At 60.8% G+C, this 26,318-nt stretch carries 27 protein-coding genes and 1 pseudogene; 12 read left to right on the top strand and 16 right to left on the bottom strand.

The features are described from left to right. Positions 1 to 426 precede the first annotated feature (426 nt). The 5 genes from ABIB91_RS34360 to ABIB91_RS34335 all read left to right on the top strand — a co-directional run bounded on the left by ABIB91_RS34360 (position 427) and on the right by ABIB91_RS34335 (position 5,767). A complete protein-coding gene (locus ABIB91_RS34360) occupies positions 427 to 663 on the top strand; it encodes a hypothetical protein (RefSeq protein ID WP_007592719.1) in 237 nt (78 codons plus the stop codon). A gap of 524 nt (positions 664 to 1,187) precedes the next feature. Then, positions 1,188 to 1,373 (top strand): hypothetical protein, encoded by a 186-nt coding sequence (locus tag ABIB91_RS34355; protein WP_007592726.1) that lies wholly within the window; start codon positions 1,188 to 1,190, stop codon positions 1,371 to 1,373. A 334-nt stretch (positions 1,374 to 1,707) separates the two neighbouring features. Further along, positions 1,708 to 1,881 (top strand): hypothetical protein, encoded by a 174-nt coding sequence (locus ABIB91_RS34350; protein ID WP_007592727.1) that lies wholly within the window; start codon positions 1,708 to 1,710, stop codon positions 1,879 to 1,881. Between the two features lie 2,545 nt (positions 1,882 to 4,426). Continuing rightward, a complete protein-coding gene (locus ABIB91_RS34340; protein ID WP_007592733.1) occupies positions 4,427 to 5,170 on the top strand; it encodes a Crp/Fnr family transcriptional regulator in 744 nt (247 codons plus the stop codon). Positions 5,171 to 5,584: 414 nt separating this feature from the next. After that, positions 5,585 to 5,767, top strand: coding sequence for a hypothetical protein (locus ABIB91_RS34335; protein WP_007592735.1), 183 nt, complete (start codon positions 5,585 to 5,587; stop codon positions 5,765 to 5,767). 239 nt (positions 5,768 to 6,006) lie between these two features. Here the strand turns inward: ABIB91_RS34335 and ABIB91_RS34330 are convergent, their stop codons facing one another. The 4 genes and pseudogenes from ABIB91_RS34330 to ABIB91_RS34315 form a co-directional block, all read right to left on the bottom strand. After that, positions 6,007 to 6,270 carry a hypothetical protein gene (locus ABIB91_RS34330; RefSeq protein WP_007592736.1) on the bottom strand — a complete coding sequence of 88 codons (264 nt, stop codon included), beginning with the start codon at positions 6,268 to 6,270 and terminating at the stop codon, positions 6,007 to 6,009. Between the two features lie 786 nt (positions 6,271 to 7,056). Beyond that, complete coding sequence (locus ABIB91_RS34325) at positions 7,057 to 7,641, bottom strand: RraA family protein (RefSeq protein ID WP_354171126.1); 585 nt, start codon at positions 7,639 to 7,641, stop codon at positions 7,057 to 7,059. 23 nt (positions 7,642 to 7,664) lie between these two features. Continuing rightward, positions 7,665 to 8,874, bottom strand: a pseudogene (locus ABIB91_RS34320) (aspartate transaminase). A gap of 30 nt (positions 8,875 to 8,904) precedes the next feature. Next, the gene (locus ABIB91_RS34315) at positions 8,905 to 9,243 is read right to left on the bottom strand and encodes a hypothetical protein (protein WP_354171142.1); all 339 of its coding nucleotides are present in this window, start codon (positions 9,241 to 9,243) and stop codon (positions 8,905 to 8,907) included. Here ABIB91_RS34315 and ABIB91_RS34310 point away from each other — a divergent pair. The 5 genes from ABIB91_RS34310 (at position 9,133) to ABIB91_RS34290 (ending at position 11,187) form a co-directional block, all read left to right on the top strand. Then, positions 9,133 to 9,414 carry a hypothetical protein gene (locus tag ABIB91_RS34310; protein WP_354171140.1) on the top strand — a complete coding sequence of 94 codons (282 nt, stop codon included), beginning with the start codon at positions 9,133 to 9,135 and terminating at the stop codon, positions 9,412 to 9,414. The two genes, ABIB91_RS34315 and ABIB91_RS34310, sit on opposite strands and share 111 nt — an antisense overlap. A gap of 240 nt (positions 9,415 to 9,654) precedes the next feature. Next, the gene (locus ABIB91_RS34305; RefSeq protein WP_354171124.1) at positions 9,655 to 10,020 is read left to right on the top strand and encodes a dodecin family protein; all 366 of its coding nucleotides are present in this window, start codon (positions 9,655 to 9,657) and stop codon (positions 10,018 to 10,020) included. 165 nt (positions 10,021 to 10,185) lie between these two features. Continuing rightward, positions 10,186 to 10,497 (top strand): hypothetical protein, encoded by a 312-nt coding sequence (locus ABIB91_RS34300; RefSeq protein WP_035992959.1) that lies wholly within the window; start codon positions 10,186 to 10,188, stop codon positions 10,495 to 10,497. A gap of 152 nt (positions 10,498 to 10,649) precedes the next feature. Then, a complete protein-coding gene (locus ABIB91_RS34295) occupies positions 10,650 to 10,820 on the top strand; it encodes a hypothetical protein (RefSeq protein ID WP_354171122.1) in 171 nt (56 codons plus the stop codon). Continuing rightward, positions 10,744 to 11,187: a GcrA family cell cycle regulator gene (locus ABIB91_RS34290; protein ID WP_354171121.1), complete on the top strand. Its 444-nt coding sequence runs from the start codon at positions 10,744 to 10,746 to the stop codon at positions 11,185 to 11,187. The genes ABIB91_RS34295 and ABIB91_RS34290 overlap by 77 nt, the downstream gene beginning before the upstream one ends. 1,039 nt (positions 11,188 to 12,226) lie before the next feature. On the opposite strand, the gene ABIB91_RS34285 is transcribed toward ABIB91_RS34290, so the two are convergent. Next, positions 12,227 to 12,376, bottom strand: coding sequence for a hypothetical protein (locus ABIB91_RS34285; protein WP_198288232.1), 150 nt, complete (start codon positions 12,374 to 12,376; stop codon positions 12,227 to 12,229). Between the two features lie 1,014 nt (positions 12,377 to 13,390). Here ABIB91_RS34285 and ABIB91_RS34280 point away from each other — a divergent pair. After that, positions 13,391 to 13,594, top strand: coding sequence for a hypothetical protein (locus ABIB91_RS34280; protein ID WP_007592755.1), 204 nt, complete (start codon positions 13,391 to 13,393; stop codon positions 13,592 to 13,594). A gap of 35 nt (positions 13,595 to 13,629) precedes the next feature. Here ABIB91_RS34280 and ABIB91_RS34275 read toward each other — a convergent pair whose 3' ends face one another. The 10 genes from ABIB91_RS34275 to ABIB91_RS34230 form a co-directional block, all read right to left on the bottom strand. Then, positions 13,630 to 14,631, bottom strand: coding sequence for a formate dehydrogenase subunit gamma (locus ABIB91_RS34275; RefSeq protein ID WP_007592756.1), 1,002 nt, complete (start codon positions 14,629 to 14,631; stop codon positions 13,630 to 13,632). A 39-nt stretch (positions 14,632 to 14,670) separates the two neighbouring features. Then, positions 14,671 to 15,267: a formate dehydrogenase FDH3 subunit beta gene (gene fdh3B / locus ABIB91_RS34270; RefSeq protein WP_007592757.1), complete on the bottom strand. Its 597-nt coding sequence runs from the start codon at positions 15,265 to 15,267 to the stop codon at positions 14,671 to 14,673. Between the two features lie 12 nt (positions 15,268 to 15,279). Next, on the bottom strand, positions 15,280 to 18,228 hold the full coding sequence (locus ABIB91_RS34265) for a formate dehydrogenase subunit alpha (protein ID WP_354171120.1): 2,949 nt from the start codon (positions 18,226 to 18,228) through the stop codon (positions 15,280 to 15,282). A 12-nt stretch (positions 18,229 to 18,240) separates the two neighbouring features. Then, a complete protein-coding gene (locus ABIB91_RS34260) occupies positions 18,241 to 18,450 on the bottom strand; it encodes a twin-arginine translocation signal domain-containing protein (protein ID WP_007592759.1) in 210 nt (69 codons plus the stop codon). Next, positions 18,447 to 19,271, bottom strand: a complete 825-nt coding sequence (locus tag ABIB91_RS34255) for a molecular chaperone TorD family protein (RefSeq protein ID WP_354171119.1) — start codon at positions 19,269 to 19,271, stop codon at positions 18,447 to 18,449. Before ABIB91_RS34255 ends, ABIB91_RS34260 begins: the two co-directional genes overlap by 4 nt. 136 nt (positions 19,272 to 19,407) lie before the next feature. Beyond that, positions 19,408 to 20,016: a DUF3306 domain-containing protein gene (locus ABIB91_RS34250; RefSeq protein WP_354171117.1), complete on the bottom strand. Its 609-nt coding sequence runs from the start codon at positions 20,014 to 20,016 to the stop codon at positions 19,408 to 19,410. Continuing rightward, the gene (locus ABIB91_RS34245) at positions 20,013 to 20,525 is read right to left on the bottom strand and encodes a DUF3305 domain-containing protein (RefSeq protein WP_354171115.1); all 513 of its coding nucleotides are present in this window, start codon (positions 20,523 to 20,525) and stop codon (positions 20,013 to 20,015) included. Before ABIB91_RS34245 ends, ABIB91_RS34250 begins: the two co-directional genes overlap by 4 nt. Further along, on the bottom strand, positions 20,522 to 21,529 hold the full coding sequence (locus ABIB91_RS34240) for a DUF6352 family protein (RefSeq protein ID WP_354128783.1): 1,008 nt from the start codon (positions 21,527 to 21,529) through the stop codon (positions 20,522 to 20,524). The genes ABIB91_RS34245 and ABIB91_RS34240 overlap by 4 nt, the downstream gene beginning before the upstream one ends. Then, entirely contained in the window at positions 21,526 to 22,065 is a 540-nt protein-coding gene (locus ABIB91_RS34235) for a DUF6505 family protein (RefSeq protein ID WP_354128839.1), read from the bottom strand. The genes ABIB91_RS34240 and ABIB91_RS34235 overlap by 4 nt, the downstream gene beginning before the upstream one ends. A gap of 8 nt (positions 22,066 to 22,073) precedes the next feature. Next, positions 22,074 to 22,841: a biotin/lipoate--protein ligase family protein gene (locus ABIB91_RS34230; protein ID WP_007592767.1), complete on the bottom strand. Its 768-nt coding sequence runs from the start codon at positions 22,839 to 22,841 to the stop codon at positions 22,074 to 22,076. Between the two features lie 135 nt (positions 22,842 to 22,976). On the opposite strand from ABIB91_RS34230, the gene ABIB91_RS34225 reads away from it, so the two are divergent. Continuing rightward, the gene (locus ABIB91_RS34225; protein ID WP_354171112.1) at positions 22,977 to 24,947 is read left to right on the top strand and encodes a 4Fe-4S binding protein; all 1,971 of its coding nucleotides are present in this window, start codon (positions 22,977 to 22,979) and stop codon (positions 24,945 to 24,947) included. Positions 24,948 to 24,980: 33 nt separating this feature from the next. Here ABIB91_RS34225 and ABIB91_RS34220 read toward each other — a convergent pair whose 3' ends face one another. Further along, positions 24,981 to 26,270, bottom strand: a complete 1,290-nt coding sequence (locus ABIB91_RS34220; protein ID WP_007592772.1) for a c-type cytochrome — start codon at positions 26,268 to 26,270, stop codon at positions 24,981 to 24,983. Positions 26,271 to 26,318 lie beyond the last annotated feature (48 nt).

The following is a 26,318-nucleotide window of genomic DNA, read 5'->3' as shown; positions in this document are numbered from 1 at the left end:
GCAACCGGCAACACTGCGTTCGCGGACGGAGCCGCTTCAGCGCAGCCGGCACATTTCGCATCCCCCCGGCGCCGTTGGGCCCCGAGCGCTTTGCGAGCGTCCAGATCGATCGCAGCCTAGTCCGGCGCAACACTCGCGTCTGTGCGCTTTCGAACATTCATGGCCCTTCAGGTATGCTAGTTCTATGCATCATCCGGCGAGAGCCGGACAGGGATGGCTCATCGGCCAAGACGGCCGTCCTCAGCCCGCAATCCTGAACAGGGGCTGGGTCATGGAGCATGGCCAAATATCGCAGCACGATGAGCGGCGAATTTGGCGGTCCGCATAGAACCAGTATCGAGTTTCGGCAGTTGACTCCGGGTGGATCCGAACAAGCAAACTGATTTGTTCGGGCCAAGGATAAGTTTAAAAGCTAAGCCGGCACACATGAAGGACCTCCGACGACGTTTGGAAAAGGTCCGCGCTGACGCCAGAGAGCTTATGCTGATGAGTCAGCAGGCGACGGACATAGAAAAGCGCGAGCTGTTTAAGCGCTTGGCGGATGAACTCGCCTTCGAGGCTCTCGAGCTTGAGCTAATCGTCAAGAAAAATGAGCGAGCTAATCCGTGCGACCAGCACGAGGTCGTGGAGTTTAAGCCGCCCTCTCAGCGAACGCGCGGCTGATGCGGAAGAGGTCAAGCCGGCTCGATCGGCGTGCACAACGGAACTTTGCGCATGGCTCCACCAGCGAACGCTGCTCCGCCTTCGCCGCATCGCATTGCGTATTGCGGTTGGGGGGACCCAATCCGGAAGCGGTGACGTCATTGTACGCCGCCAGCAGTTCATCCATATGGTCCTTCCGTCGATTTCGAAGAACAGCGGGGTTTCAGCCTAGGCGCCCAGGCTACGGAAGTGGTCGACTATTTTTCGGTGAACCTCGATCGCAGCCACGGACCCACCCGTAAATTTCCCAAGTGTTCGAAACGAGGCGCGCTGGTTAAGTGGTGCGGGTGAGCACCGCACCATGAAAACACCGAAGCCAAAACAATGGACCGACCGCGAGGTCCAGCAATTGTCGAAGCTGGCACGGACGGGCGCTGGCGTATCGAAGATTGCAGCCGAGCTGGGCCGTCACGCAGGATCAGTGAGGCGAATGGCGCGAACGATAGGGGTATTGTTGAAGAAGTAGCCGTCGAGGAAGCTCGCGCATGCCCCGCCCGAAGGAGCGCACCACAGCTGACCTACAGGCCGAAACCACGACTAATGTCCCGCACAAGCCTGAGCGCGGCGTCAGTATTTCGACCATAAAAGAGCGTCTGATCGAGCTGCGAAAGAATGGTCAGCCCAAAAAGCGTGATGGCAATGCCTCTAAACATCGTCGTGGACCGGGTTGAACGATGCAGTGCAAGTTCAAACGGCCCCGGCCGCAGGTTGGGAGGAACAGCCGGGGCCGGTATTCCCATTCCATGTGCCGCAATCGGCGGTAAATCGGCACGCACCTAGCTAGCCAAATAAAAGCTAACGAATTGTTTCGTAAGTCCGGAATTCGGAGCGAAGCGCCGCTTTGGCGTTGCAACGGCTCGTGCTTCGCAACGCAACATAGCGCGAGCACCGCCCGTACTTGCACGAAGGGTTGAACCAAACTTCTTGCCGTTGCATGTCGTCCATATTCAACGTCTACTTCAGATTGATTTTGTGACAATCCGATTTTTCAGACGAGGCCGGTCCATGAGCGTTCAAGCCATGATGGCGACTATCCTCCAGAACCAACTGACATCGCGCGGAGTGCATTCGCTGACGCATTCGGACTGCGCGGAGATCGTGGAGCACCTGATCGAAAAGCTCACTGAGCTTGAGCTTAGTTTGGCGCGAGAAGTAGCCAACAACCAGAAACTGCAGTAGCGCCAAGCATGATGAGCAATCGAGACTGACAGCGGGGTGTTTGCTGATCCCGTCCCGCTGCCCGATGGCCGCAGTCTGAACACGCTGCACGTCGCCACGATCGACGACGCTCTCGACGCGCGAGCACGATGCGCCGGAATGGTGCCCCTAGCGACGTTGATGCTGGTTGTGGCACTATCGGCGCAGGTCGCGCCCATGGGCGAGAGACCGTCTCGATTAACCCGACCGAGATGTGTAGAGCGCCGACAGCGACCCAACTCACGACACGGTGAGTAGGCCATGTGCTTACAAGGCAGAGGCCCGGAGTGCCTGAGGCGGGCCTCTTCCCTCATCAACTAATCGTCGTCCCGGTCATGATGATGGGGTTCGTGGTGGTGCTCATGGTGATGGTGCTCTGCCCCACCTCCGTTCACACCTTTTGCCCAGACGCAGCGATGGCTTTAGAAGTGAGTGAGGTCGATAGAAGCAAGGTCATGGCGGGCGGCGTTACGCCCGCAAATCTACCGCAGGACCGGCGCGGCGCCATATTATTTCGGCCACTTATCAGAATTTAAATAAGTTAAACAGATTAAATCAGTCGCTCACGACGTATAACGAATGCAGCTAATGTTCCGGGTTGCGTGAATCCGAGCGGGTACCTCCTCAGCGGCGGTGGCGGTCTTGAGTATGTCCAGAGCAGTGATCCGTCGGGAACGGATGGGAGTATCGTCCTAATTAAATGGACAGCTTCTTGATGTTATTGTAACTTTCTCCGGTTTCAGCTTCGGAACTAATGTTTTGGAGCAAACTCATGCCGGAGTATCGAGCCTACATTCTTGGATCGGACGGCCACATACAGCTTCGCCTTGAACTTGATTGCGCCGACGAACCAACAGCGAGCGAACGAGCCAAGCAGCTCGTTAACCGCCAAGACGTCGAGCTTTGGGAAGGCGCGCGCAAAATCGCGACATATAGGCCAGAAGAGTAAGGTCGCCGACACTGGCGCGCTGGACCAACCCACATTTCGATTGCCGCGTCGAGGATCTTGCTCATAGGAGCATAAGCGCACACTGCGCGTCATTCGTGGTCGCCGTTGCTTCGGGGGCAATCGCCTCCCGGCGCGAGTAGTCATTCGCCTCTGTGCATGCTTGAGGCTCTGTTCTTTCATTTGCACAAGCGGCGTTGCATTCTTGGAAATGGGACGACAGCTCAAGCTCAGCCAAGTGTTCCCAGTATTCTGCTTCCGCGAGGAGCTTCCATTTATTCATGCCATTGTACGCGGCTTGTTGACGACACAGCGAACCCATCGCGCGTAAGCGTCGCACCTTCTCCACTGCGGACCCCCTTCGGCTTGTTTTTCACAAACCTGTTATTTCTGAGTGTCAGAGTTAAAGTCGCGCAGATTGAAATGACAAGCCCGGTGTTTGACTGGTTTTATGACAGCGCAATAGTCTGACTTTTGCCGCTAGCTGAGTGCAATGTCGAATGTCAGCGCCAGAGCGTCGTCCGCCTGCGCTCTGCGCAGGCATGCAATAAGGTTCGCACCAGCAGCATTGAACTTTTGAGCGATCCTTCTTCGATTATGGTTTTTCATCGCTCCGACGTTTGGTCCTTACTTTGTCACGCCGCATTGGACTACGAACCTGCTCGACGACCGATGCCAATTGATCAACACGACCGCTATTGCGCGAGCCTCCGAGGGCTGTCAGTTACAGCAACGTGGACACTAAGAGCCCGACACACGCAACGAGCGGTGCCGTACTCAGGGTCAAGAGCTTGCTCGGTGCGGGCTTGCAGATCGCGGTTAACAACAGCTGGTTCAGTTGGTTTCGAAGTCCCTCAGATCGAATTTGCTGGAATGCCAGTTCGCAGTACGCTCACACCGTCTAATGGGACGTAAGCTCTGACAGATTACGACGCGCGCAAGCAGGAGCCAGCGTGCAGCATTAAGCGTTTATGGGCGTGGATCGACCTGGAAGATGATCGACATGGATCGAACCGAGCGCTTCTTTGCCGGAATGACTGTCGTGGGCACGATCTGCCTCTGCGCCGCGTTTACGATGTGGATGCTCGTTTGAGCCGCCACTCATGCCGCCAACGGAGGCGCCCTATGGTGGCTGCCGTCTTGGCAAGGTCAGCCACTCGGTTATCTGAGACGTGATTTCGTTCTGCCGGGCCTTCCTAAGCAGACTGTCTCGTTTGTCCTGGCGGAAATGACCGGGTTTCATCACGTAGCTGTCGAGCTTCTAGGTCAAGCCGAGCCCCACACTTCCGAGATCGCCGCGGCGTTTGCCGCGTCCCGGAAAGCGGAACTCCCTATGGTATTACCCATGCGCATTTCGCAATTGTACAGCGGGGCGCTGGGACCTAACTCCTCAATCATCCTGAGACACAACAATTCGCCTCCGAGGCGCGCGTGGTTGGAGTTTTTTCTTTTGAGATTGAGAGCTTCCGCAGCTGAATTGAACTTCGGGGCGCGAGGCGTAGGCGGATTCAAACAAAGTTCGAGTTGGCCGCCCTATGACGCTCAAAATGCGATGCGGCGGATCGTTCGAGGTAAACTGCAGTGACGCTTCCCGGCGAAATTGGTAACCGACTTCTGGCAACACTACCCGCGGCGGACCTCGATCTGCTGGCGCCCGAGCTAGAGATGGTAGTGCTCGATCGGGATGCGGTCGTCTCGCAGGCGGGTGACCAGACCGAGCACGTCCTCTTTCCTCATAGTGGCGCCATTTCTGTGATGATCGACATGGCCAACGGACAGACGGTCGCCAGCGCCGCAATAGGGCGCGAGGGAGCAGTAGGCACTCTTTCCGTGCTGGGGCCGTCCCCTTCGGCCGTTACCGCCGTCGTTCGTGCCGCGGGCATCGCCTCGCGGATCCCCGCATCGCGATTCCACGCCGCTTTTAGCCGAAGCCCCGCGATCCGCCACGCAGTCCAGATTCATTTCAAAGCGATGCTGATACAGCTACAAATCGGCGGCGCCTGCAATGCTCTGCATCCGGCCCAAGCCCGCATGGCACGCTGGCTGCTCCATCTTCGCGACCGCGCCGACCACGACGTCCTCGCACTCACCCAAGAGGCGCTTTCGCAAATACTGGGTGTGCGACGAACGACAGTGACGCTCCTGATGCGCAACCTGCGCGCTTCCGGAGCGATCAGATCTGAACGGCGAGGAGAAATCGAGATTGACCCATCGCGGCTCGCAGCGGTGGCGTGCGAATGCCACGATACCATGCGTCTCGAAATCGAGGGGATCTTCTCTATGAATGCAGCCCGATCTCGCGCTTTGGTTCTGCCGACGCCGTAACTGAAACGGGGGATGCCGCAAACCATCGCGCCTTTCGGCGTGATAGCCCGTTATCCCGGACATGGACGATGTGGCCAATGTGCAACGGGCGCCTGGCTTCTCCACGGCAATGTCCGCGACCGAACAATCCCGCTCATGAGGTACGCGGTACTATCGGCGCGCCATGTACTGGGGGTCTGTGGATGAACTTTTCAAACGAAAGATCAGACCTTATTGTCTCTTTGGGAAAGCGTGCGGCGACAAGTGTTGGCTGATCGCGCGAATGGCGGATGCTCCCGCGTTGTTGGTGACAATCTGCGCATCTATGCTGAACCGCTACGTTCGGAGATGGATCGACGGGAGCTCAAGTACGCCTCAATCAATTCAACTGAATGAAGCAGAGGGTGCCTCTGGGGCACACAGACGATGAGAGACATGCAGGAGCAGCTCGAGAACCTCCTCAAAGACGCAGCCGACTGCAAATCGATCAGCGATCTGGCCACCGACCTGCAAAAGCGAGAGTTGTTCGCGAGGCTTGCCGATCATCTGAGCGTGTTGGCTTCCGAGGTCGAGCGTGCAATTGCTGCGACGGCCTTTGGCACCGAATCGGAGCGATAAGAGGATATGCCCCGACACCGATGATTGGGAACTAGCATGCGATGAGCGGTGAAGGAGGACATGACTGCGGAGCGGCCTCGCGTGCGAGAGTGCAATCGCGCGCTCGCGTCGCCACTAGTCGGAACGCCTATCTGCCCGTGCAAGGCAATCAGCTAACTTCGATCGTCAGCTGCGACCGCAGCCCTGACCTTGGAGGACATCCCCGGCCAGCGCGCTTTATCACGAAGGCTGCGTCATGCTCATTCGCTATAGGACCGGCGTTGCCCTGTTTCGGCAGCCTCATTCGAGGCCAAGCAACGCCGCGCCCGCTCGATCTGGGCGCCGGTCGCCCCGTGGTTACGGGCATACATCTCAGCCAGGGCCGCCGAATACTTAGCAACGTAGTATTTGACCTCTGAGCAAGAAATCCGCTCTCCCGGTCTGTGCTGGCGCGCAGCATAGGCTTCAGAGCTCAGCGTCATCAGAAACAAGGCAGCAGCGCCAATCGCACGCGTGACAGTCATTGTCATCCCCCACAGCTACTAGGTTCGTTGCAGAGAGCAGGCCTGAATCGTCCCGATCGCGCAAATTAACACTGGGGCGCTAGTGCAACGTGTTGTGGACTGTTGCTTTCATGCCCCAGCTTCGTGAGCACCGGCCCGCCCATGCTGGCGAACCCCGTACAAATCCAGACTCGTCGACACAGATGCGCGGCAATTGACGTCCCCATGTAAGCTGCATTGCGCAACGGGACACGCCGCTCTGGTCATCTCGGGAACCCAAGGGCGCGACACGCCGGCCGGCGCCGCCGCGATCCTAACGGGCACAAACCTCTCCCGCGGCGCCTGGGGAGGACCTCACGATGCCGACCAGCAATTCAATCCTCTGCGCGGATGACTACCGGTACGATCATCCTCTCTCGCTCCAGTCCATCATGGGCCAGTTTGAGCGAACTACAGCAACCGAGGGCCAACCAGATCCAATCATGGCCCCGAAGCGCTTGGATTGATGGATCGGGCGGCGGGATTTGATGTCCTGTTCGTCGACGCGATCATGCCGGTCGGCATCAACGGACGGCTGCTTGCCGTCAGATCGACAATCGCCGGCCCGGTACTTTACACGTGGGGATATTCGGAGAACGCGATCATTCACCATGGCATGCTCGATCCGGGGCTTCCTTGCTCAGCAAGCCGTCCCGGTAGGTCCCTGCTTCCTCCGCTTTGACGCTTCAGTTCGCGCACCGCGCTTCCAATGCGTCGATGAACGAACGATCCCACCGGCCGTCACGCATGGCCTGCATCGTGGCTTCTTCACGGGCACGCTGAGTCTCGGCATTCGCGATCAACGAGCGAGCCGCATCGGGCGCGAAATGCGAGCAGGCCATCCTGATCGCCAACGAGCAGATCACCTGGCCGCACGACCATCCCACCGACCGTGACCGGCACATTGATCGCGCCAGGACCATCTTTGTAGGGGCCGCGGTGATTGACGCCGCGTGCATAGATCGGAAACGTCCGCTCCCGGATTTCCGCCACGTCGCGGATAGCTCCATCGATCACCATCCCAGCAAGACCTATCGTTGCCCCGTAAAAGGATAGAATACCGCCGATCACTGCATTCGTGATGTCGCCACCCGCGTCGATCACCATGACATCGCCCGGCCGGCAAAATTCGAAGGCGCGCAGGATTGCGAGGTTGTCTCCCCCTCGAGTGAGCACTGTGACCGCCGTTCCGGCGAGCGGGGCGGGCTTGTGGTAGGGCGCGAGCCCGACGGAGCCGCTGTTCCGCTGCATATTGTCGCTCAAGAGCGCCACGGGGATGCCGCGAAGCGCAGTAATGATGTCGGCCGATATCTGCGGTGCGGAAGCATTCTTCGTGAGACCGGACGTCTGCATGGCTTCGAATCCTGAGTGGAGTATTAGCGCAAATCGAACACGGCCCGCGCGATGCGCGCGACGCCGTCGGTCAATGTTTCAATATCGGTGGCGATCGAACGCCTGAAGTAGGGCGAAAGTCCATAGGCCGTTCCGGCAACCAACGCGACGCCGGCGCTGTCGAGAAATACAAAACCACGTCGCCGTCGGCGTCGAGCCGTTTGCCGTCGGGCGTGGTCTTGCCGATCAAGCCACCGCAATTGACATAGAGTTAGAACGCACCACTCGGCGCCATGCAACTTAGGCCGGGGATCGCGTTGACGAGCGGCAAGATCGCGTCGCGTCGTTGCCGGTAGATCGCGACACTTTGCTCGACGAAGCTCTGGTCGCCGTCGAGGGCCGCGGCGGCGGCGGCCTGGCTGATCGAACAGCAGTTTCCGGACGATTGGGACAGAAACGTGTTGATCGCCTGAACCAGATCGCTCGGACTTGCGATCCAGCCGATCCGCCAGCCCGTCATGGCATAGGTCTTGGAGACACCGTTGACGGCCAGCGTGCGAGTGCGCAGTTCGGGTGCGACCTTGAGAATATGCGGCCGCGCTGACACCGCCGTAGCGAATGTGCTCATAGATGTCGTCGGCCATCACCATGACATGCGGATGCCTCGCAAGCACGCCGGCAAGCGCGCGATATTCGTCGGCCGTATAGCTTGCGCCGGTCGGATTGCTCGGTGAATTGATCACGAGCCAGCGCGCGCGCCGTGATCGCGCTCTCCAGTTGCGCCGCGGTCAATTTGAAATTCTGCGTATCGTCGCACGGAACAAAGACCGGAATGCCGTCGCAGGCAATCGCCATATCGGGATAGGAAACCCAATAGGGGGCCGGAATGATCACCTCATCGCCGGGCTCCAGCGTGGCCGCGAAAGCGCTGTAGATCGCGCTCTTTGCGCCGTTCGTTGCTATGATCTCGTCGAGCGCATAGGTCAGCCCGTTCTCGCGCTCGAGCTTGGCCGCAATCGCGCGCCTGAGATCCACGGTGCCAGCCATCAGGGTGTATCGCGTCGCACCCTTTTCCATCGCGTTCGCCGCTGCCTGGCGGATGTGCGCAGGCGTGTCGAAATCGGGCTCGCCGACCACCAGACTGACGATCTGTCTGCCTTGCCGGCGCAATTCGTTGGCGCGGTCGGCGGCCGCCGTGCTGGGTGAAGGTTTAATTCGCCGGACGCGCTCTGCGATGCGGGATGAGTTCACCATGAACCTCGATCATACTGTCGGGTCGCGACGCTATCTTTCGGCGCGGGGTAAGGCCAAGACGAGTTCGGTCTTCCTCGATATGAATTTCTTATAGATGATGGCGATTTCGGCTAACGTGGCAGAGTTCTTGCTGGCGCCGAGGCCCGGCCGAGCAACCAGAAGATGGCAACGGCCCGGTGGGAGTAATCCGTGAACCCGAGGCGCTTGCAATATTTCGTGAAAATCGTCGATATCGGCAGTCTCACACAAGCCGCCGACATCCTGCACGTGGCGCAGCCTGCGCTCAGCCAGCAATTGGCGACGCTCGAGGGCGAGGTCAAGCAGCAATTGCTGAACCAAACGCGGGGTAACACCGACGGAAGCTGGCAAGGTGCTCTACCGACACGCCCAGCTCATCCTGCGCCAGTGCGACCAGGCGAAAGTGGACATGAACGCCGCCGGCGAGGGCCTGTTGGGTGCGGTGTCCGTAGGACTGGCGCCCGGCACGGCTGCGGCCAGATTGGCGCTGCTCGTGCTTCCGCGGCAAGTCATGAGATCTGAGCGATAGCTATCTACAGACCGTCGCTAGAGCAGGTGGACAAGGGCAAGCCTGCACGGATGCGAATCCTTGCCTCGTGGCAAGCGCCGGAGCGAGGGGCTTGGACGGCTTAGCCGGTCCGTATTTTTGGTTAGTCTCAGCAGCCGCGATCGAGTGACCCGAGACTGAAATGGTCGGCACCGGGTCAAACAGGAAAGTGACAGGCAATCGGACGTTTTTCCGTCTGCTCGCTAGGAGCGGACATGATGGCGCTGGCCCGGCAGGTTGGCTCCGGCCAAAGCTGCCCCCGCCAAATGCAATTTTTGTCCCTTTCCGGCTCCGGACGGCATCCCCGTATCGGGGTCGAGATCCTGATGCTAGATTTCCTTCGTCATCCCGGACAGGAGGACGACATGCCTGATAGCGTCTACAAGGTCATTGAACTGGTCGGTACCAGCAACGACTCGTGGGAGAAGGCCGCCGCGAATGCGGTCGAGCAAGCTGCAAAATCTCTCCGAGATCTTCGCATTGCAGAGGTCGTCAAGCTGGATATGCAGCTCGATGACAAGGGAAAGGTCGAGGCCTATCGCGCCAAGCTCAACGTATCGTTCAAGTTCGAGGGCTCCTGAGCCTCAGCACCTCGCCCGATGCGCAGGGCGAGGAGGACTCATTGGAAAAGGCGCGTTGCCCGGTTCGCCTAGCCGGACACTGTGGCCCGGCCTCGGAAGTTGGCCCTAGTCCGACCGGGACCGATATGCTTTGATGCGTCGAGGCGTGTGGCGCGTGGTGGCCTCATGTACATGGTCATTCGCAAGTACACCAAGATTCGTTCGGTAGCGGACGCCGCTCGCCGCGCCAAGAGCGGCGTCGGCCAGATCCTAAGGCAATCGCACGGATTCAGGTCTTACCAAGTTCTGGATGCGGGCGACGGCGTTGGTATCGCCGTGATGATATTTGACGATCGCGAAAGCGCCAATGCAGCGAACGCCAAGATACTCGCGTTTGTTCAAGCAAGTCTACATGACCTCGATCTTGGAGTCCCCGAAATCACCACCGGCGAGGTTTTGGTGAACATAGAGCCGAATGAGTTTTCGGGCATAAAGTAGCTAAAAACGCCACCATTTGCGTGGCGGTTGCTCTCCTTTGCTCATGTCGTCGACTTGACGTTCCCATCTCGTTTGCACCGATCGCGCCCTGGACGCGCGTGCCGTCCGCCATGAATATGGGACTACGCGTGTTTTCGAGGAGTAGCAGCCACATGAAGCAACATACCTTCGAAGCATTTTCCACCACCGCGATCTGCTGGACACCGCTTGTGCTTATGGGCACCGCGATGCCGCCAAGAGATCCCGATGAAGACGACGAGGACGACGAAGAGGAAGATGACGCTGACGACCCGCCGGTCGTGCGCGAGCCGGACGAAGACTAGACTGGCGTGTTCGGCAGTCGGCGCTATAATATCTCTCATGGGCTGGGATGCGAAAGACATAGCGCTCCTCAACAGGCTCTGGTCCGCAGGACAGAGCGCGGCGCAGATTGCGCGTCGTCTCGGGTGCAGTCGTAACGCGGTCTGCGGCATGCTGACCCGTCTGGGCTTGAAGCGCGGCCACAAGCCGCCCACAGCAAGGCCCAAGATAAGGCCGCGCCCGAAGCTGAGGCCGACCTCGTCGGCGGCCTGCGCCCGTCCAGTCGCACGGAAGGTGTCGCGGAACACAGTGCAGAGGCAGCCGCCCAAGGAATTCAGCAAGCAGCAGCTCTACTCCATGCTGGCAGAGGCGGTCAGAAACACTGGCTAAGAGCTCACCAAGATGTGGTTGTGCTCCCGCAAGTCCCTGGCCGAGTTCGACGGGTTCGGCAGTCGTATACCCATCCCAAGACTTCATCTGCTTGGAGTCAAAAGCAGCGGTAGATGCTAGGCTGAACTTACTTGTGGTTTGCCGCCAAAACCGACATGTCACCGATTCAAGAGATCTTCGGCTAAGCGGTCTGAAGTGGAAGCCGTAATGCCGGATCTGGCCCTTGAATGACCTGCCGTCGATATCGGTGACGCCGCAACGTCGATGGCGATCGTCGTGCGCTCGAAAAGCGATCTTGCAAACGATAAGGCGCTGCTTGCGGCCAACTCACCTGTTCCGCCGCAAGGAACGATTGCATCAGCCGTGCTTTAGCCGTCCGCACCTTTAATTGTTCGATCAACAGTTTGCGAAAGCCGCCGCCGCCGATCGAAGGACCAGTCAATGCGCATCCGTCTCGTTGGTGGCACGGGGCTTATTCGATCGGCAATCCAGGCCAGACTGTCCGCCGAAGGGCCCGAATGCGTATTGGTGTCGCGCCACCCGGCGGCACCTGATACGCACCACATCACCCTCGATATGGTCGGACCACCGACGCTTCGAAATGGAAGGACGCTCTTGCCGACGTTGATGTCGTTGTCAATGCGGCGGGTGCCCTGCAGGGACAGGACATGCAGGCGGTTCATGTTGCTGGCAGCGCGGCGCGGGGGCCATGCAAGGGTGCGAAGTCATTGGATGTCTCAGCAGGCGGTTGCTGGGCCCGGCCCGGGCCTAGCAGAATCCCCGCGCTCGTTTCATTGTATGCGGCGCCCGAACCGTTGGGGCTGACTGACATCAGCGCCGAACTGAACCAAGGCTGGAGCCGAGTGACTTCCGCAGTTTGCCCGAAGCTGCAAATCAGAGTCCTCTGCTCTTGTCGCCGTTTGACCCTGAACGGACATGCTAGGCATAAACAGCTGGACGCGGTGTGGTGTGAGGTCTTGGCTTTGGTTTGCTCGGACGTCCGCATCACGGACTGACGCGCTCGCACCAAACCCCTGCCCTACTGGGCTTGATCGTAGGCCTGCAGGATCCGGACAAAATCAGCCATGCTGGATCGATCTTGGTTTTCAGCCATAGCTGCAACCTGAGTATTGGACACGCGTTGGCTTCCCCGTCTGAACCGCATCAGGAGGTCGGCGATGTTTCTCATGGCGGACTCTCTGCACTAACTACGGCCGTAAGCGTCAGTTGAGCGGCGAAGCACCGCTAGATCGGGAGAAGGGCCGGCGGGCGCTACGCCGCCGGTCTCGTCCCGCAACTGTCGGCTCGCAGGGCCGGTTCCGTTGCTTTTCAGTCTGGATGTATCGGTAACATTAGCGCTTGGTCGGCGCCATCGCGCGCAGGTATGAAGTGACCATACTTAGGTAGACTTGGGTTAGTGAATCGGGATCGGGAGCCATCCCGATCGGCACCGTTCGAATTGGAGGCTGCCGCTGACCAGGCCATCGCTGCCTGCGGTCGAGACACCCGGGAGGCGGTCAAGGCGCTCATTGTCGCAAACGGGCTCCTCGAGGCGCAGGTCGAGGATTGCGAGCCTCGGTTTCCGCCGGCTACTCGCGCGGCCCGTTCGTCGTCCGCGCGACCGTCCCCCCGAATTGACCAAGTAGGCACTTCGAAACCGCCCGTCGAAAAGGCGGCCTCGGTCAAGCTGCAGATCCGAGCTTCATCGAAAGCTCTCAGCGCGGTCGCCTTCAGCCGCAGCGGGGATGCGGCGATGGGCCACTTCGGAGACGCAACCGTGATACGGAAGTTTGGCGAGGTCCTGGACGACCTGAGTACGCGTGAAGCCGCTGGTTCAGCTTTTTCAAGTCGTACTCGGTGCGCAGCCGGCCCACGATCGCTCCGATCACCTCCCCGCATCTTGCTGCCCGTCCGACATGATTGCGACCTTCCAGGTGTCGTGACAGGGCAAGATGAGATGGCGATATAGGTCGGCAACTCGCAGCTGTCTTCCATTGTTGGACCTTCGGCCCTTCTAAGCTCCGGAACACGTGCGCGGTCCATACTTCTTGTTTGGCGGCGCAAACCATCGATGGACTGCCCGACCTTCGTTCAGCCGTCGGAACCGGAAAAAAGGCTCGAAGGATGTGAGGCGGCTCACATCACCGGGACCAATTAGAGCCTACGCCGTCTTGGCGGATACAACACCGGACGGAGATGTCGAATGAAACGCCTTATGCTTTCGCTCGTCACGGCCCTGCTCGTCATCGGTGCGGCGACCAGCGTGCTCAGACCGCATGCACTTCTTCACTCTGCACAGAGCGGCATGCCAAACATTCAAGAGCTGCAGACAGCCCAGGCGAGCACGCTGGCCGAGCAGGAGATCGAGGACCGGTCCGTTCTGTTTGCCAGAGGGCGCACGCAATAGAGCACACCTGACCGGCCCTCTTCAGCCGCTCCCCCTCATTCCGCCGCAGCGGTCACTGGTTGCGGCTTTTGATCGTTCGGCCCGGTTCGCCCACTCTGTTCGTCGAGCCAGAGGCTATGATGTTCGCGTGCCCAGTTGAGGTCGACCTCACCCGAACCCATGGCCTCGAAAGCCCCCTCCATCCCGATCGTGCCGATGTAGATATGCGCTATCATTGCGGCCACGAATAGCACGGCAACCACGGAGTGGATGATCTGGGCCATCTGCATGCCTTCAATGCCGCTGACGTAGAACGGGAACATCAGCTCGTATCCCGTCGCTGCAACGAGGCCGCCCCCGATTACGACGATCCAGTAAATCATCTTCTGGCCGGCGTTGAAGCGATAGGCCGGTGGATGATCATGGCCGACAATGCCCCCTCCCCGCTTGATCCAGGCGACGTCCACCTTGTTCGGGAGATTTCCCGCGATCCACATCAGGAAGATCAGGACGACGCCGACGGTGAACGGGAAACTCAGATAGTTGTGGGCATACTTCGCCCATTGTGACCATTCGGAGAACGCTTCAAAACCGATCAACGGCAATAACAACGGCCGCCCGAAGGTGATGTTCAGACCCGAGATGGCGAGGATGATGAAGCAGGTCGCTGTCATCCAATGCACGAAGCGCTCAAACAGCGTGAAGCGCACAATGGTGCGGCCCGATCGCCCGCTTTCAAGCCGCACCATGCCGCGGGTGAGATAGAAGATCACGAGCAAAGCCAGCATGCCGATAATCGCGACGCCCCCGATCCAGCGCAGCGTGACATTGCGAAACTCCCGCCATTCGCGTCCCTGTGGCTGCTCAAGCACGCCCGATCTCTGATCCGGAATGCTGACACGGCCCTGGATTCGGTTCAGCTCCTGCAGCAACTGCTGCTCCTTGACGGAGCTTGCGGTCGGATTGACCTGCTGGGTGCTCGCTGGAGCCGCCATGATCACCAGAAGCAGCGCGCATGCGCCAAATGCCAGGCGAACGAGTTTTCCAAATGACGCCATCTGCGCCTCCCGGTATCGCGTCCTTGACTGTCGTCCGCGTCAGGACTCGATCGTCTCGCGATACGCGGTCTTCCAGCCCCACGCGCCGGAGCCGTAGCCGCGCTTCATCACGCGTTCCTTGTAGATCTGGGCGATGATCTCCCCGTCGCCGGCGAGCAATGACTTCGTCGAGCACATTTCGGCACACAGCGGCAACTTGCCCTCCGCCAGCCGGTTCGCGCCGTACTTCTCGTATTCCTCCTTGCTGCCATCGGCCTCGGGGCCGCCGGCGCAGTAGGTGCATTTGTCCATCTTGCCGCGTGAGCCGAAGTTCCCGACCTTGGGATATTGCGGCGCGCCGAACGGACAGGCGTAGAAGCAATAGCCGCAGCCGATGCAGAGGTCCTTGGAGTGCAGCACCACGCCATCGGCGGTGGTGTAGAAACAGTTCACGGGGCACACGGCTGCGCAGGGCGCGTCGGTGCAGTGCATACAGGCCATCGAGATCGAACGCTCGCCTGGCTTACCATCATTTATGGTGACCACGCGGCGCCGGTTGATACCCCAGGGCACCTCATGCTCGTTCTTGCAGGCGGTGACGCAGGCATTGCACTCGATGCAACGGTCGGCGTCGCAGAGGAATTTCATACGGGCCATCGTCGTTGCTCCTTATGCCGCCGCGATTTGGCAAAGAGTGACCTTCGGTTCCTGCATGCCCGTCGCGGGATCATATCCGTAGGTCGTGATGGTGTTCGCGCTTTCGCCGAGAACGATCGGATCTGTCCCCTTCGGATAGGCGCTGCGAAGATCCTTCCCTGCCAGCCAGCCGCCGAAATGGAAGGGCATCCAGGCGACGCCCTTGCCGACACGCTCGGTGACGAGCGCTTTCATCCTCGCTCTGGAATTGTTCTCTGCGCCGGTGACCCAGACCCAGCCGCCATCCTTGACGCCGCGATCAGCAGCATCGGCCGGGTTGATTTCGATGAACATCTCCTGCTGTAGTTCGGCAAGCCACGGATTGGTACGCGTCTCCTCCCCACCCCCCTCATACTCGACCAGACGGCCCGACGAGAGGATGAGCGGGAACTGCTTGGCAATCCCCTTCTCCACAGCAGCCTTCTGCACCGAGAAGCCGATGTTGGGCATGCGAAACTGCTTGGCATTGGGCAGCGTCGGATATTTCTCGACAAGATCGACACGTGGCGTGTAGATCGGCTCGCGATGGACCGGAATCGGATCGGGCAGGCCGAAGGCGTTCATGCGTGCCTTGCCGTTGCCGTACGGCACGCAGCCGTGTTTGAGCGCGACCCGCTGGATGCCCCCTGAGAGATCGAGCGACCAGGACACCGAATCCGGATTGGTCGGATTGATCTTCATGATCGTGGCCATCTCCGCTTCGGTGAGATCCGTGTCCCAGCCAAGCTTCTTCAGGCTCGCCAGCGTGAATTCGGGATAGCCGTCCTGAATCTCGGAATCCTTAGAGTACGATTTGTCGGCCAGCAGGCTGACCTTGCGCGTGGACCCGTCTGGCAGCTTCTCCTCGCGTTCGATACCGAAGCGCGGCCGGAACGTGCCGCCGCCATCCATCACCGCGAGATTGGTGTTGTAGAGCAGCGGCGTGCCCGGATGCCGGACGTCCGGTGAGCCCCAGCACGGCCACGGCAGGCCGTAGTAGTCACCGCCGACCTCGGGATCGTCCTTTGGGGCACGCATCGTCAGCATGTCGAACTTCGCCTGGTGCTTCATGTGCGCCTTGAGCCGCTCAGGCGATTGCCCGCAATAGCCGGTCGACCAGCTGCCGCGATTCATTTCGCGCAGCACATCCTCTGCTTCAGGCAGATTGTTCTCGACCTTGATTTTCTTGAACATCTGGTCTGCGAATCCGAGCTTCTTGGCCACAAGATAAATGACCTCGAGATCATCCTTGGATTCGAAGATCGGTTTGACGATCTGCTCGCCCCATTGCAGCGAGCGGTTCGAGGCGACGCGCGATCCCTTGCACTCGAATTGCGTGGCCACGGGAAGAATGTAGACGCCATCCTTGCGGCCGGCCTCGACCGCCAATGACGCCCACGTCGTGGGATGCGGGTCGGCAATGATAAGCAGGTCTAGCGCCTTCAGGCCGTTGAGAGACTCCGGAATGCGCGTGATGCTGTTGCTGGCGTGCCCCTGAACGAACACTGCCCGTACGTTGTCCTTCTGAGCGACCTGATCTTTCGGCAGCGTTACTGCCTCGAACCAGCGGGTCAGAGGAATGCCGGGAGTCTCCATGATCTGCTTGGAATCGAAGCGCGACTTCAGGAATTCGTAGTCAACGTCCCAGACCCGCGACCAGTGCTTCCACGCGCCCTCGGCGAGACCGTAGTAGAACGGCAACGTCACAATATCGAGCCCAACGTCGGTCGCCCCCTGCACGTTGTCGTGGCCGCGGAAGATGTTGGCACCCATGCCCGGTCCGCCCACATTGCCGGTCAAGAGCAGCAGGATGCAGCTCGCCCTCACATTGGCGGTGCCGACGGTCTTCTGGGTCTGGCCCATGGCCCAGATCAAGGTCGACGGCTTCTCGGTGGCGAACAGCTTGGCGACCCGCTTGAGCTGTTCGCCTGGAATGCCGGTGACGCGCTCCACCTCATTCGGATTCCATTTCTCCACTTCCTTGCGGAGATCGTCGAAGCCGTAGACGCGCTGCCTGATGAATTCCTTGTCCTCCCAACCGTTCTGAAGGATGTGCCACATGATGCCGTAGAGCACCGGAATGTCGGTGCCCGGACGCATCCGCACATATTCCGTGGCGTGCGCAGCGGTGCGTGTCATGCGCGGGTCGATGACGATGAAGTTGGCCTTTTGCAGTTCCTTGCCCTCGAGCAGATGCTGCAACGAAACCGGATGCGCTTCGGCCGGATTGCCGCCCATGATCATCTGGGTCTTGGCGTTGCGGATATCGTTGTAGCTATTGGTCATCGCGCCATAGCCCCAAGTATTGGCGACGCCGGTGACAGTGGTCGAATGGCAGATGCGTGCCTGATGGTCGGTGTTGTTGGTGCCCCAGAACGCCCCGAGCTTGCGGAACAGATAAGCGCCTTCATTGGTCATCTTGGCCGAGCCGAGCCAATAAACGGAATCGGGACCCGATTTTTCGCGAACTTCGATGATCTTGTCGCCGATCTCGTTGATCGCAGTCTCCCAGGAGACGCGCGTCCATTGCCCGTTTAAGAGCTTCATCGGATAGCGCAAACGCCGCTCGCTGTGCACCAACTCGCGTACGGAAGCTCCCTTCGCGCAATGAGATCCTCGATTGATGGGGGAATCCCAGCTCGGCTCCTGGCCGATCCAGACCCCGTTCAACACCTCCGCGGTCACGGTGCATCCGACCGAACAATGCGTACAGATGCTTTTCTTGACGGTGGCCCCGGCGGTCAGCGGACCCGCCACGGCCGCTTCCGCCTTGCGCACGCCGGAAATCGGCATGGTCCCGAGTGCCGCGAGCGCGCCACCCGCAAGACCGGACCGGCGCAGGAAGGCGCGGCGATCGAGACCGCCGGTCTGCCTTGCCATGGCGTCCGCGACCGAGCCGCGGCGGTCGGATCCGGAATGCTCTTGTGTTCGCTTGATAAGCACGGGCGGCCTCCCTCAGGCGGGATAGCGGTTGACGCGGTAATAGGCCTTCACGTGATCGGATTCCTTGTAGCGCGACTTGCGCTTCTCATCGTCATTCTCGCTGTCGGCCTGCGCGGAACCGACGAGTGGCGTCGTCAGCATGGCCCCAGCGCCTACCGTGCCGATGCCAACCCTGCGGAGGAAGTCGCGCCGTCCGACGATCGCTTTCTTTTCATCGCTCATCGCACCTCTCCCGGACCAGCCTCGCATGGCCACTTCGCGAACGAAAATCCTTGCCTCTCGATCTCGATAAACAGGCGGCCGAACGTGCCGACCGCGCGGTAGAACCTTGCGCTCGCCGCCTGCTCCATGTCGCCAAACAGACGTCCCATCCAGGACGAAACGTGTTTCTCGAACAGCGCACGCTGCGCAACGAACGGCGCTTCCCAGCGGCCATCAGCCATTCCGGCCATGATCGCGCAGAGAATGGCGGCATGATCCTCAGGCTCGGAATTGCCCTCGGCGCGCGCGATGCCGAGCTCCGCGAGATCCGTCCGCAAACGTGACAACGGCCGCTCGTTGAGGAAGCCGGTCAAATAGTAGGAGGCGTAGGGCAGCAACTCACCGCGGCCGAGACCGACAAAAAGGTCGAAATATTCACGTTCGACCTGAGCTGCGGTCGTGTGCGAAGCGGCTTCCGCCAAGCCGGCGTGAGCCTGACCGAGTGGCGTGCCGTCTCCGCTCAAACCCGTAAGCCGATCGAGCAAGCGCTTGGACGGCGCAGCTGCGAGCAAGGCGGCGAGAAGGACATATTCCTGCGCTCGCGCGACATCGATCGGATCGATGCTGTCTTGCGATGCCGTGTGTTCGTGATGGTGATCGGGATAGAGATCAGGCCGCAGCTCGGCCCGAGGAACACCTGTTGCAGCTTCGACCGCAATCACCCGCTGAGCGGGTACCTTGCTCCAGTTCGAAATCGAGGGCTGGCTGATGTGGATTTTGCGCGCAAGCTGGGCCACGCCGCCTGCGGCGTCAATGGCGCGATAGAGCCCGGCGTCACGCACATGGACCTCCGTTGCCTGAGACCCTCGAGCGACCAATTTTACTTGCGCAACAAAGCGCTAGCAAATCTAGACCTAGTTCCGCAGACGGTCAATCGCCGCTCAATAGGTTGAGGCTATAGCGCCTTTGGTAGCAACACTATTGAGGCAGGGCACTACCATGTACGCGGCGCGGAACAGTATCGGGCTCCATGGCCGATTGCGATGCAACGGGAGTCGCGATCTCTGTGGGACCGGTTTCATCAGGCGTCTCGGTAAGCCCAACGGAGTGCACAATATCGCCATTCGGAACGGCCGAGGACTCCTGCAATTGCGTCGGCGTGTCAGGCTGAGTCTCTGCGGCTTCACGCAGACCCCCGACGATCCGGTCGACCCAGGCTGCCAGCTCCGCCTGCGAGCAATCGAGTGGTCCGAAGCCGGGCATGGCATTCGGATCGTTGAAGTCCCAGGCGTTCTCGGCGAGCCCCACGAAATCGCGGATCGCCGGATCGGCCGTCCAGGCGCGGCGAAGGGCCGCTTGCATCAATTCGGGCGGAATACCTTTGCGCAGGAAGGCGGTGATGTCGGTTCCCGCCGCGATCGCGTCGATCGACGGCAAGCTGCCAAGATCCACGTCCGGTTCGGGCTCGGCCGCGGCGGATGGCACCGCGGCTGCACCGGCCGGCCCGGCTGTTTCCGCTGGCGGAGCATTCGAATTCGACTCGCGCTTGCGACGCGACCAACGTGCGAGAAACTCTTCCTCGGTCATTCTTGCCCGCCTTCATGCTGCCGACGCGCCAAAGCCTCGGGGTCGGCGCGCCGGCGCTCGCGTTTGACGAACTCTCGCTCGACGTGGTGTTCGGCAATGAAGCTTTCAATCAGCTCGCGCACTACCTCGGGCATCGGTACGGCTTCAACCAGATTGTCAGCGGCCCCGGTAAACCCCTCTCCTTCGGCGGGATCAGCGGTCGTGGCGGCGATCGCATAAGGCCAAGCTCCCTCGGATGGGCTCAAGACCACCCAGAGGCTCGGCGTGCCGGAGGCAATATTGTCGCGGTAACGCGCAGTTTCCGACACGTACAGATCAACCGTTGCGCTGCCGGCATAGAACCAGGTGGTGCCGCCCTGTTCGCGCAAGATTGTCCAGGGCTCCGTGTCCGGTATGTCAGGCAACACGGCGGCGCTCCGCCAGATAAAATCGCACCACGGCGAATCCGCCTTGCGCAGTTCGACGACGATACCGACGGGAATACGCTGGAGCGGCAGGGCAACACTCATGAGATCGCCTCCAGGCGCCTGATCGGGAGTCCCCTCAACAGGTTCTGCGGTTTCATGCGGAGCTTCCGATCGGCTGTCATCGCTAGGATCAGATAGACCGGCTCGCCCCGCAAGGTCTCTAGGGCGAGTTGAGGATCCGCAAAGGTGAGGCGAAACAGCGAAAGAACTCGCCCTGCGCTGAGCCCGTCGAGCTCCTCGCCATGCCAAAGCCGATCGCCCATCTTGGTGGCGTCAGCGTCCAACCCGATATACCAGGCCAGCTTTACCTCGCGTAGTTCCGTCAGCGGTTCAATGCGAACATCGATCCCGAGCAGATGGGAGACCCAGCGCGTCATCGCCTGTGCCAGCGCGCGAGGGCCTCGCCCACCCGCGGTGAGATCGAGGGCCATATCGAACTGGTTGCTGCGTTGCCAATAACTCTCGGCATTTTCCTCGCTCAGCACATCGAGCTGGGCGTCAGTCTTGGTGCCCAGCATCGAGATCAGCGACAAGATAGGCGTCGGGCTGCGATCGCCGACAACCTCTTCGTCGCCAAGCAGCAAGGCCTGTTCATGTGGAAGGATCCGCTGCGGCCGGAAGAACAGCTCGGCGGCGCGCAGCACGAACACATCGTCGTTGGCGTCAAGCGCATTGCGCAAGATCACATGCACGAGCTGATTGATGAACAGCGGCGGCAGGACGTTTGACGACGAACTCAGAACTGCGAGATACGCAGCTTCGAGCGTCGGGTGCCGCAACATAAGATCGCGAAACTCCACCACGAAGCGCCAGTTCTCCCGCGCGTCCTCATCGGCGATCGCAGCGACCTCGTCGGCTGCGACCGCCCGGCGCGGATCAGCAAGCATCTCACGATGCAGTCTTCGTTCGACCGGGCACGCGTCCTTCGGCGGCATCAGCTCGGGACGGGCAAAATAAGCCTTCAAGAATTCGTCGGTGACACGAAGCCCGCCGCTCTCGTCGCGATCGAGCAGATGATGGCCGCATGCGATCCAGAAATCACTCATCGGAGGAGCCGCTCCTGGCCCCCATCAGAATAGTTAAGATCGCTGTCGGCTTTGACATCATCCTCGATTTCCATGAACGAGAATGCCTTGCCATGACGCTGCCCTTCCCGCAGTTGCAGCTTACGGAAGCTCTCGTGAACGTCGCCGTCGCCGCCCGAGCGGTGGACCGCAATGAGCGAGCTGACCGGATGCGAGCAGAGCGACTGTGCAAAGGTGACTTCCTCTTCCGCAGCGGCCCTCGCAATTGCCATGTCCGGTGCGCCGAACCGATCGACAAGTTGTCTGGCAAGGAGCTCGATCAGCACCTGGCAATCGTCCTCGGTTGCCGGGACGATCTGCGCGAGCGTCGACCATCCCCAGGATTGCACGCCAAGAAAGCCGCTGCGGAAGGCGGCACGTGCCTTTCGGCTCAGCTCCGCCGGATCCTGACCGCAGAAGCGGAAGGCGCCGGAGACGGCCCATTCGCCTGGCATTGCCGGCACGTCGAACACGAAGGTGTCGGAGGGATCCAGGGCGATCGTGCGTAGAAGTTTGATAGTCTTTTTCACCGCCTCGGCCCTCCAAGCGTCGGATCGAGCCAGGATGGCGAGGCCAGCGCGTCGACGAGAGCTGCCCGCTCGGTCGTATCACGACCCGTGTGGCGCGTGAGCAGATCGCCGCGATCATCGATGCGTCGGAGCGTTTGCCGCTCGCGAGGGATACGGCTGAGATATTCGCGCGCGACGCTGTCAAATCCATCGACCTGCCAACTGTCGATCGCCCGCATCAGGTGCCGTGCAAAGCTCTCTGTCATCTGTACTGCGCCGGCCTCGCCGAACCCTTCCTCATCGAGGGCGGAGGCAAGCGGGCGAACACCGGGATCATGATCGTTGATCATGACTGTTCGAATCATGGCCCCAAATACGAGCCAATCCGGCGGCTCATCCTCGTCCGCGGATGCAGGCCAGCCAAGCCGTCCCCCTCCGACGAGTCCACCGTCGATCCTCACCGCATCGGGCCAACCGATCGCAACTTCCTTGGCCGGCGGCGCATAGGCGCGCAGGGCGTCGGTCAGGGCGACCATGCCGGCGTAAAAGGCGCGGCGTGCGGTGATCAGCGGCTCCGTGGGCTCCAGCACCACCGCGAACTCGGCGACGTCGAACCGCCCTACATAGACCAGCGTGCCGGCACCGCTTTCGGGTGCAATGCAGCATGCATGGGCGAACGCGTCTCCGCTCTCGCGCAACCGGACCAAGGCAAAGGGCGGCGGCAATTGGATCCATTCCGCCGTGGAAGCGAGGCTGGTTGGGATCGACCGCAGGCCTTCCTCCAATTTCTCCTTTTCCCCAATTGACAATATCTATACGAAGCGAAGGATCGGAGCGAGCCCGTCATTCGTCGCCTTCTCGGAGGGATGAACCTGGAGCAGCCAGCGAAGACCATCCTGATTTGTTCGTGTGAAGACACGATGCGGCTTGACGTGGCCGCGATCAAGCGCGGATGCGACAATGACGACATCAGGAGTTTTCGTCACCTGTGCGGCGCCGAGCTCGACCACTTTGGCGCATGCGCAAAGGCAGAGGGCCCTCTGACCGTTGCCTGCACGTATCAGCAATCCTTGTTTGCGGAGCAAGCCGGCGATCGTTCCGCGCCGATTGCTTTCGTGAACATTCGCGAGACGGCAGGCTGGTCGACCGAAGGCACGCATGCGGGCCCCAAAATGGCAGCGCTGCTCGCAGCCAGCGCCGTGCAGGCGCCCGATTATCCACTTGTCACGCTTGCCAGCGACGGCGTCATCCTGATCTATGGCCGGGACGAGGCGGCGATCGAAGCCGGGCTGCTCCTTTCGGATCACCTCGATGTGACCGTGATGCTGAGGGAGCCGGGCGCGATCATCTCGCCTGTGGCAACGCCCTTCCCGGTCGTTAAAGGAACCATCCGTAACGCCAGAGGACATTTTGGCGCTTTCGAGCTCACCGTCAACGACTACGCTCCCCCGCGCCCCTCCTCGCGCGACCACTACGTCTTTGAAACTCCACGCAACGGCGCCACCTCGCGTTGCGACATCGTCATTGACCTATCGGGAGAGAGACCGCTGTTTCAGGCGCATGATCTGCGCGACGGTTACCTGCGGGCCGATCCCAAGGAGCCGGGCGCCATGCTGCGCGCCGTCCTGAGCGCGCGTGAACTTGTCGGGCGTTTCGATAAGCCTAAATATGTCGAGTTCACGCCCGATCTTTGCGCCCATTCGCGCTCGAATCTGACCGGCTGTCATCGCTGTCTTGATCTATGCCCCACGAATGCGATCACGCCAGCCGGCAATCATGTTGCTATCGATGCCGAGATTTGCGCCGGCTGCGGCCAATGTGCCGCCGCCTGTCCGACGGGCGCCGCGTCCTACGCGTTGCCGCCCGCGGACACCCAGCTTCAGACCATCCGCGCCATGCTGCTCGCTTATCATCAGGCGGGCGGATCGAACCCCGTCCTGTTGCTACACGACCGCCAACACGGCACGCCGTTGATCGACGCGCTGGCGCGGCACGGCGATGGCCTGCCTGCCCACGTCATCCCTCTGGCCGTCAACGAGGTGACGCAGATCGGGATTGAGGCTGTCATCGGCGCATTTGCCTACGGAGCGACCGCGTTCCGGCTTTTGCTCCGCGGCAAGCCGCGGCATGACGTGGCTGGACTGACCCAAACGACCAACATGGCAGAGACCATCCTTGCGGGCCTCGGATTTGAAGGGCGCCGGGTCACTGTGATCGAAACTGACGATCCGGAGTCAATGCTGGAGCACCTGAGGGGCATCGAGCGACTTGCCGCGGTGAACACGCCTGCGACCTTCAAGACCGTCGGCAAGCGGCGCGACCTGCTTCGCTTCGCGTTGAGCGAACTGCATCGGCTCGCACCGAAGCAGGTCGACGTCATTGCCTTGCCTCAGGGCGCTCCGATTGGCGCGGTGAGTGTTGATACCGGTGGATGCACGCTGTGCCTGTCCTGCGTTTCCGTTTGCCCGACGGGCGCGCTCCGCGACGATCCCGACCGTCCAGTGCTCAAATTCGTCGAGGATGCCTGCGTGCAATGCGGTCTCTGCCAGAGCACCTGTCCCGAGAAGGTCATAACGCTGAAGCCGCAGATCGATTTCCGCGCAGGCCGCGCGCCCGCGATTGTGATCAAAGAGGAAGAGCCTGCCCTTTGCATCCGCTGCGGCACGGCATTCGGCGTGAAGAGCACGATTGATCGCATCGCGGTCAAGCTCGAGGGCAATCATTGGATGTATCCGGCGGGCGACCAGCGCCTCGACGCCATCAGGATGTGCGCGGATTGCCGCGTGATCGTGATGAGCGAACAGCGGTTCAATCCGTTTGAGGGCGTGCCAGAACGCGCGCCGCCCCGAACCACCGAGGATTATTTGCGCCGGCCGGACAGCAAGACGTAGGCGCGACGTCCCTCGTCCAGGTTAGGGCCTCGCCTATTGCGAGGTCGCCCGGGCCAGGAAGTCGGTCAACGCGCGGCGGTCTTCGGCCGATCCGATGCGCTGCTCCGGCATCTTCGTTCCCGGCGTGTAGGCGTTGGGCCCGACTTCAAACAGCTTTGCGACGGTCTCGGGGCTCCAGACGATATCCATCGTCTTGAGCGCCTCGGAAAACCGATAGCCCGAGAGCGAGGCGATTTTCCGTCCGAACAATCCGGCAAGCGTTGGCCCTGCACGTTGCGGCTCCTTGTCCGACAGCGTGTGGCAGGCAACGCAAGCGCGAAAAATATCGGCACCATGATCGCCCGCATAAGCGGCCAGCGGATCCGCTGATGTCCCGAACAGGTTCGAATCGACGGGCTCACCGGTATACACGTTCCAGCGCCGGATCTTTCCGTCCGCACCTCCGGTCACGAGCGTTGCTGCATCATGCAGAAACACGACCGACCAGATCGGGAAAACGGGGCCCACGAGCGTCCGCAACACTCTCCGCGGCTTGCGCTGCACAATGGCAACCGTGCCGTCGATGCCTGCGGCGGCGATCAGCATCCCATCATCGGAAAGCGCCAAAGCGACGATCGGTGCCAAGCCCGCGGCCACCTGGCCCTCCAGCTCCCCGTCCCTCGTCAACATGCGCAGCTTGCCGTCAGCCCCTGCCGCGACGATCTCGCCATCGGGCGCGATGGCGACGGCGTTCAATGGCGCTGGCAATTCCACCGTCTCAGGCCGGCCCTCGGGCAAGCGCCAGATGCGCAACGCACGATCATAGCCGACGCTAACGAGCGACATGCCGTCTGGAGCGAAGGCCACACCGTTCACATTCTGCGCGTGACCTTCGAACACCCGGGCGGCGCCATCAGCCAACGACCAAAGGCGCACGCTATGGTCCCAAGAGGCCGAGGCGAGGCTCGATCCGTCCGACGCCACGGCGATTGCCACGACGGGAGCGGTATGCCCCTCGAGGACTTGATCAGGCTGTTGGCGGCCGGCTGTCCATACCGCCAGCCGGGCGTCGGACCCCGCGGTGACCATGCGGCCGTCCTGCAGGAAAGCAACGGCGTTAACGGCGTCCGCATGATACCTTAGCACCTCGCCCGCCGCGTTGGTCTTAAGCGACCAGCGGATGACGGAAGTGTCGAAGCTGCCCGACAACAGGCTGTCGCCATCAGCCGAAACGGCGAGCGCACGGACGGGGCCGCCGTGACCCGCAAGCTGCGCGTGCGCCGCTGACGCAGCAACAATCTCCAGGAGGGTTGCGGCAACCCGGGCGCACGAAGCCCATCGCATCAATCACTGCCAGCCATGGTCACTCTATGCCGTCAAGAATGCCCGAAA

Origin of the sequence: Bradyrhizobium sp. JR4.3 (assembly GCF_040547695.1) — a bacterium.
Classification (GTDB): Bacteria; Pseudomonadota; Alphaproteobacteria; order Rhizobiales; family Xanthobacteraceae; genus Bradyrhizobium; species Bradyrhizobium canariense.
This window is presented reverse-complemented; position numbering and strand designations above follow the sequence as displayed.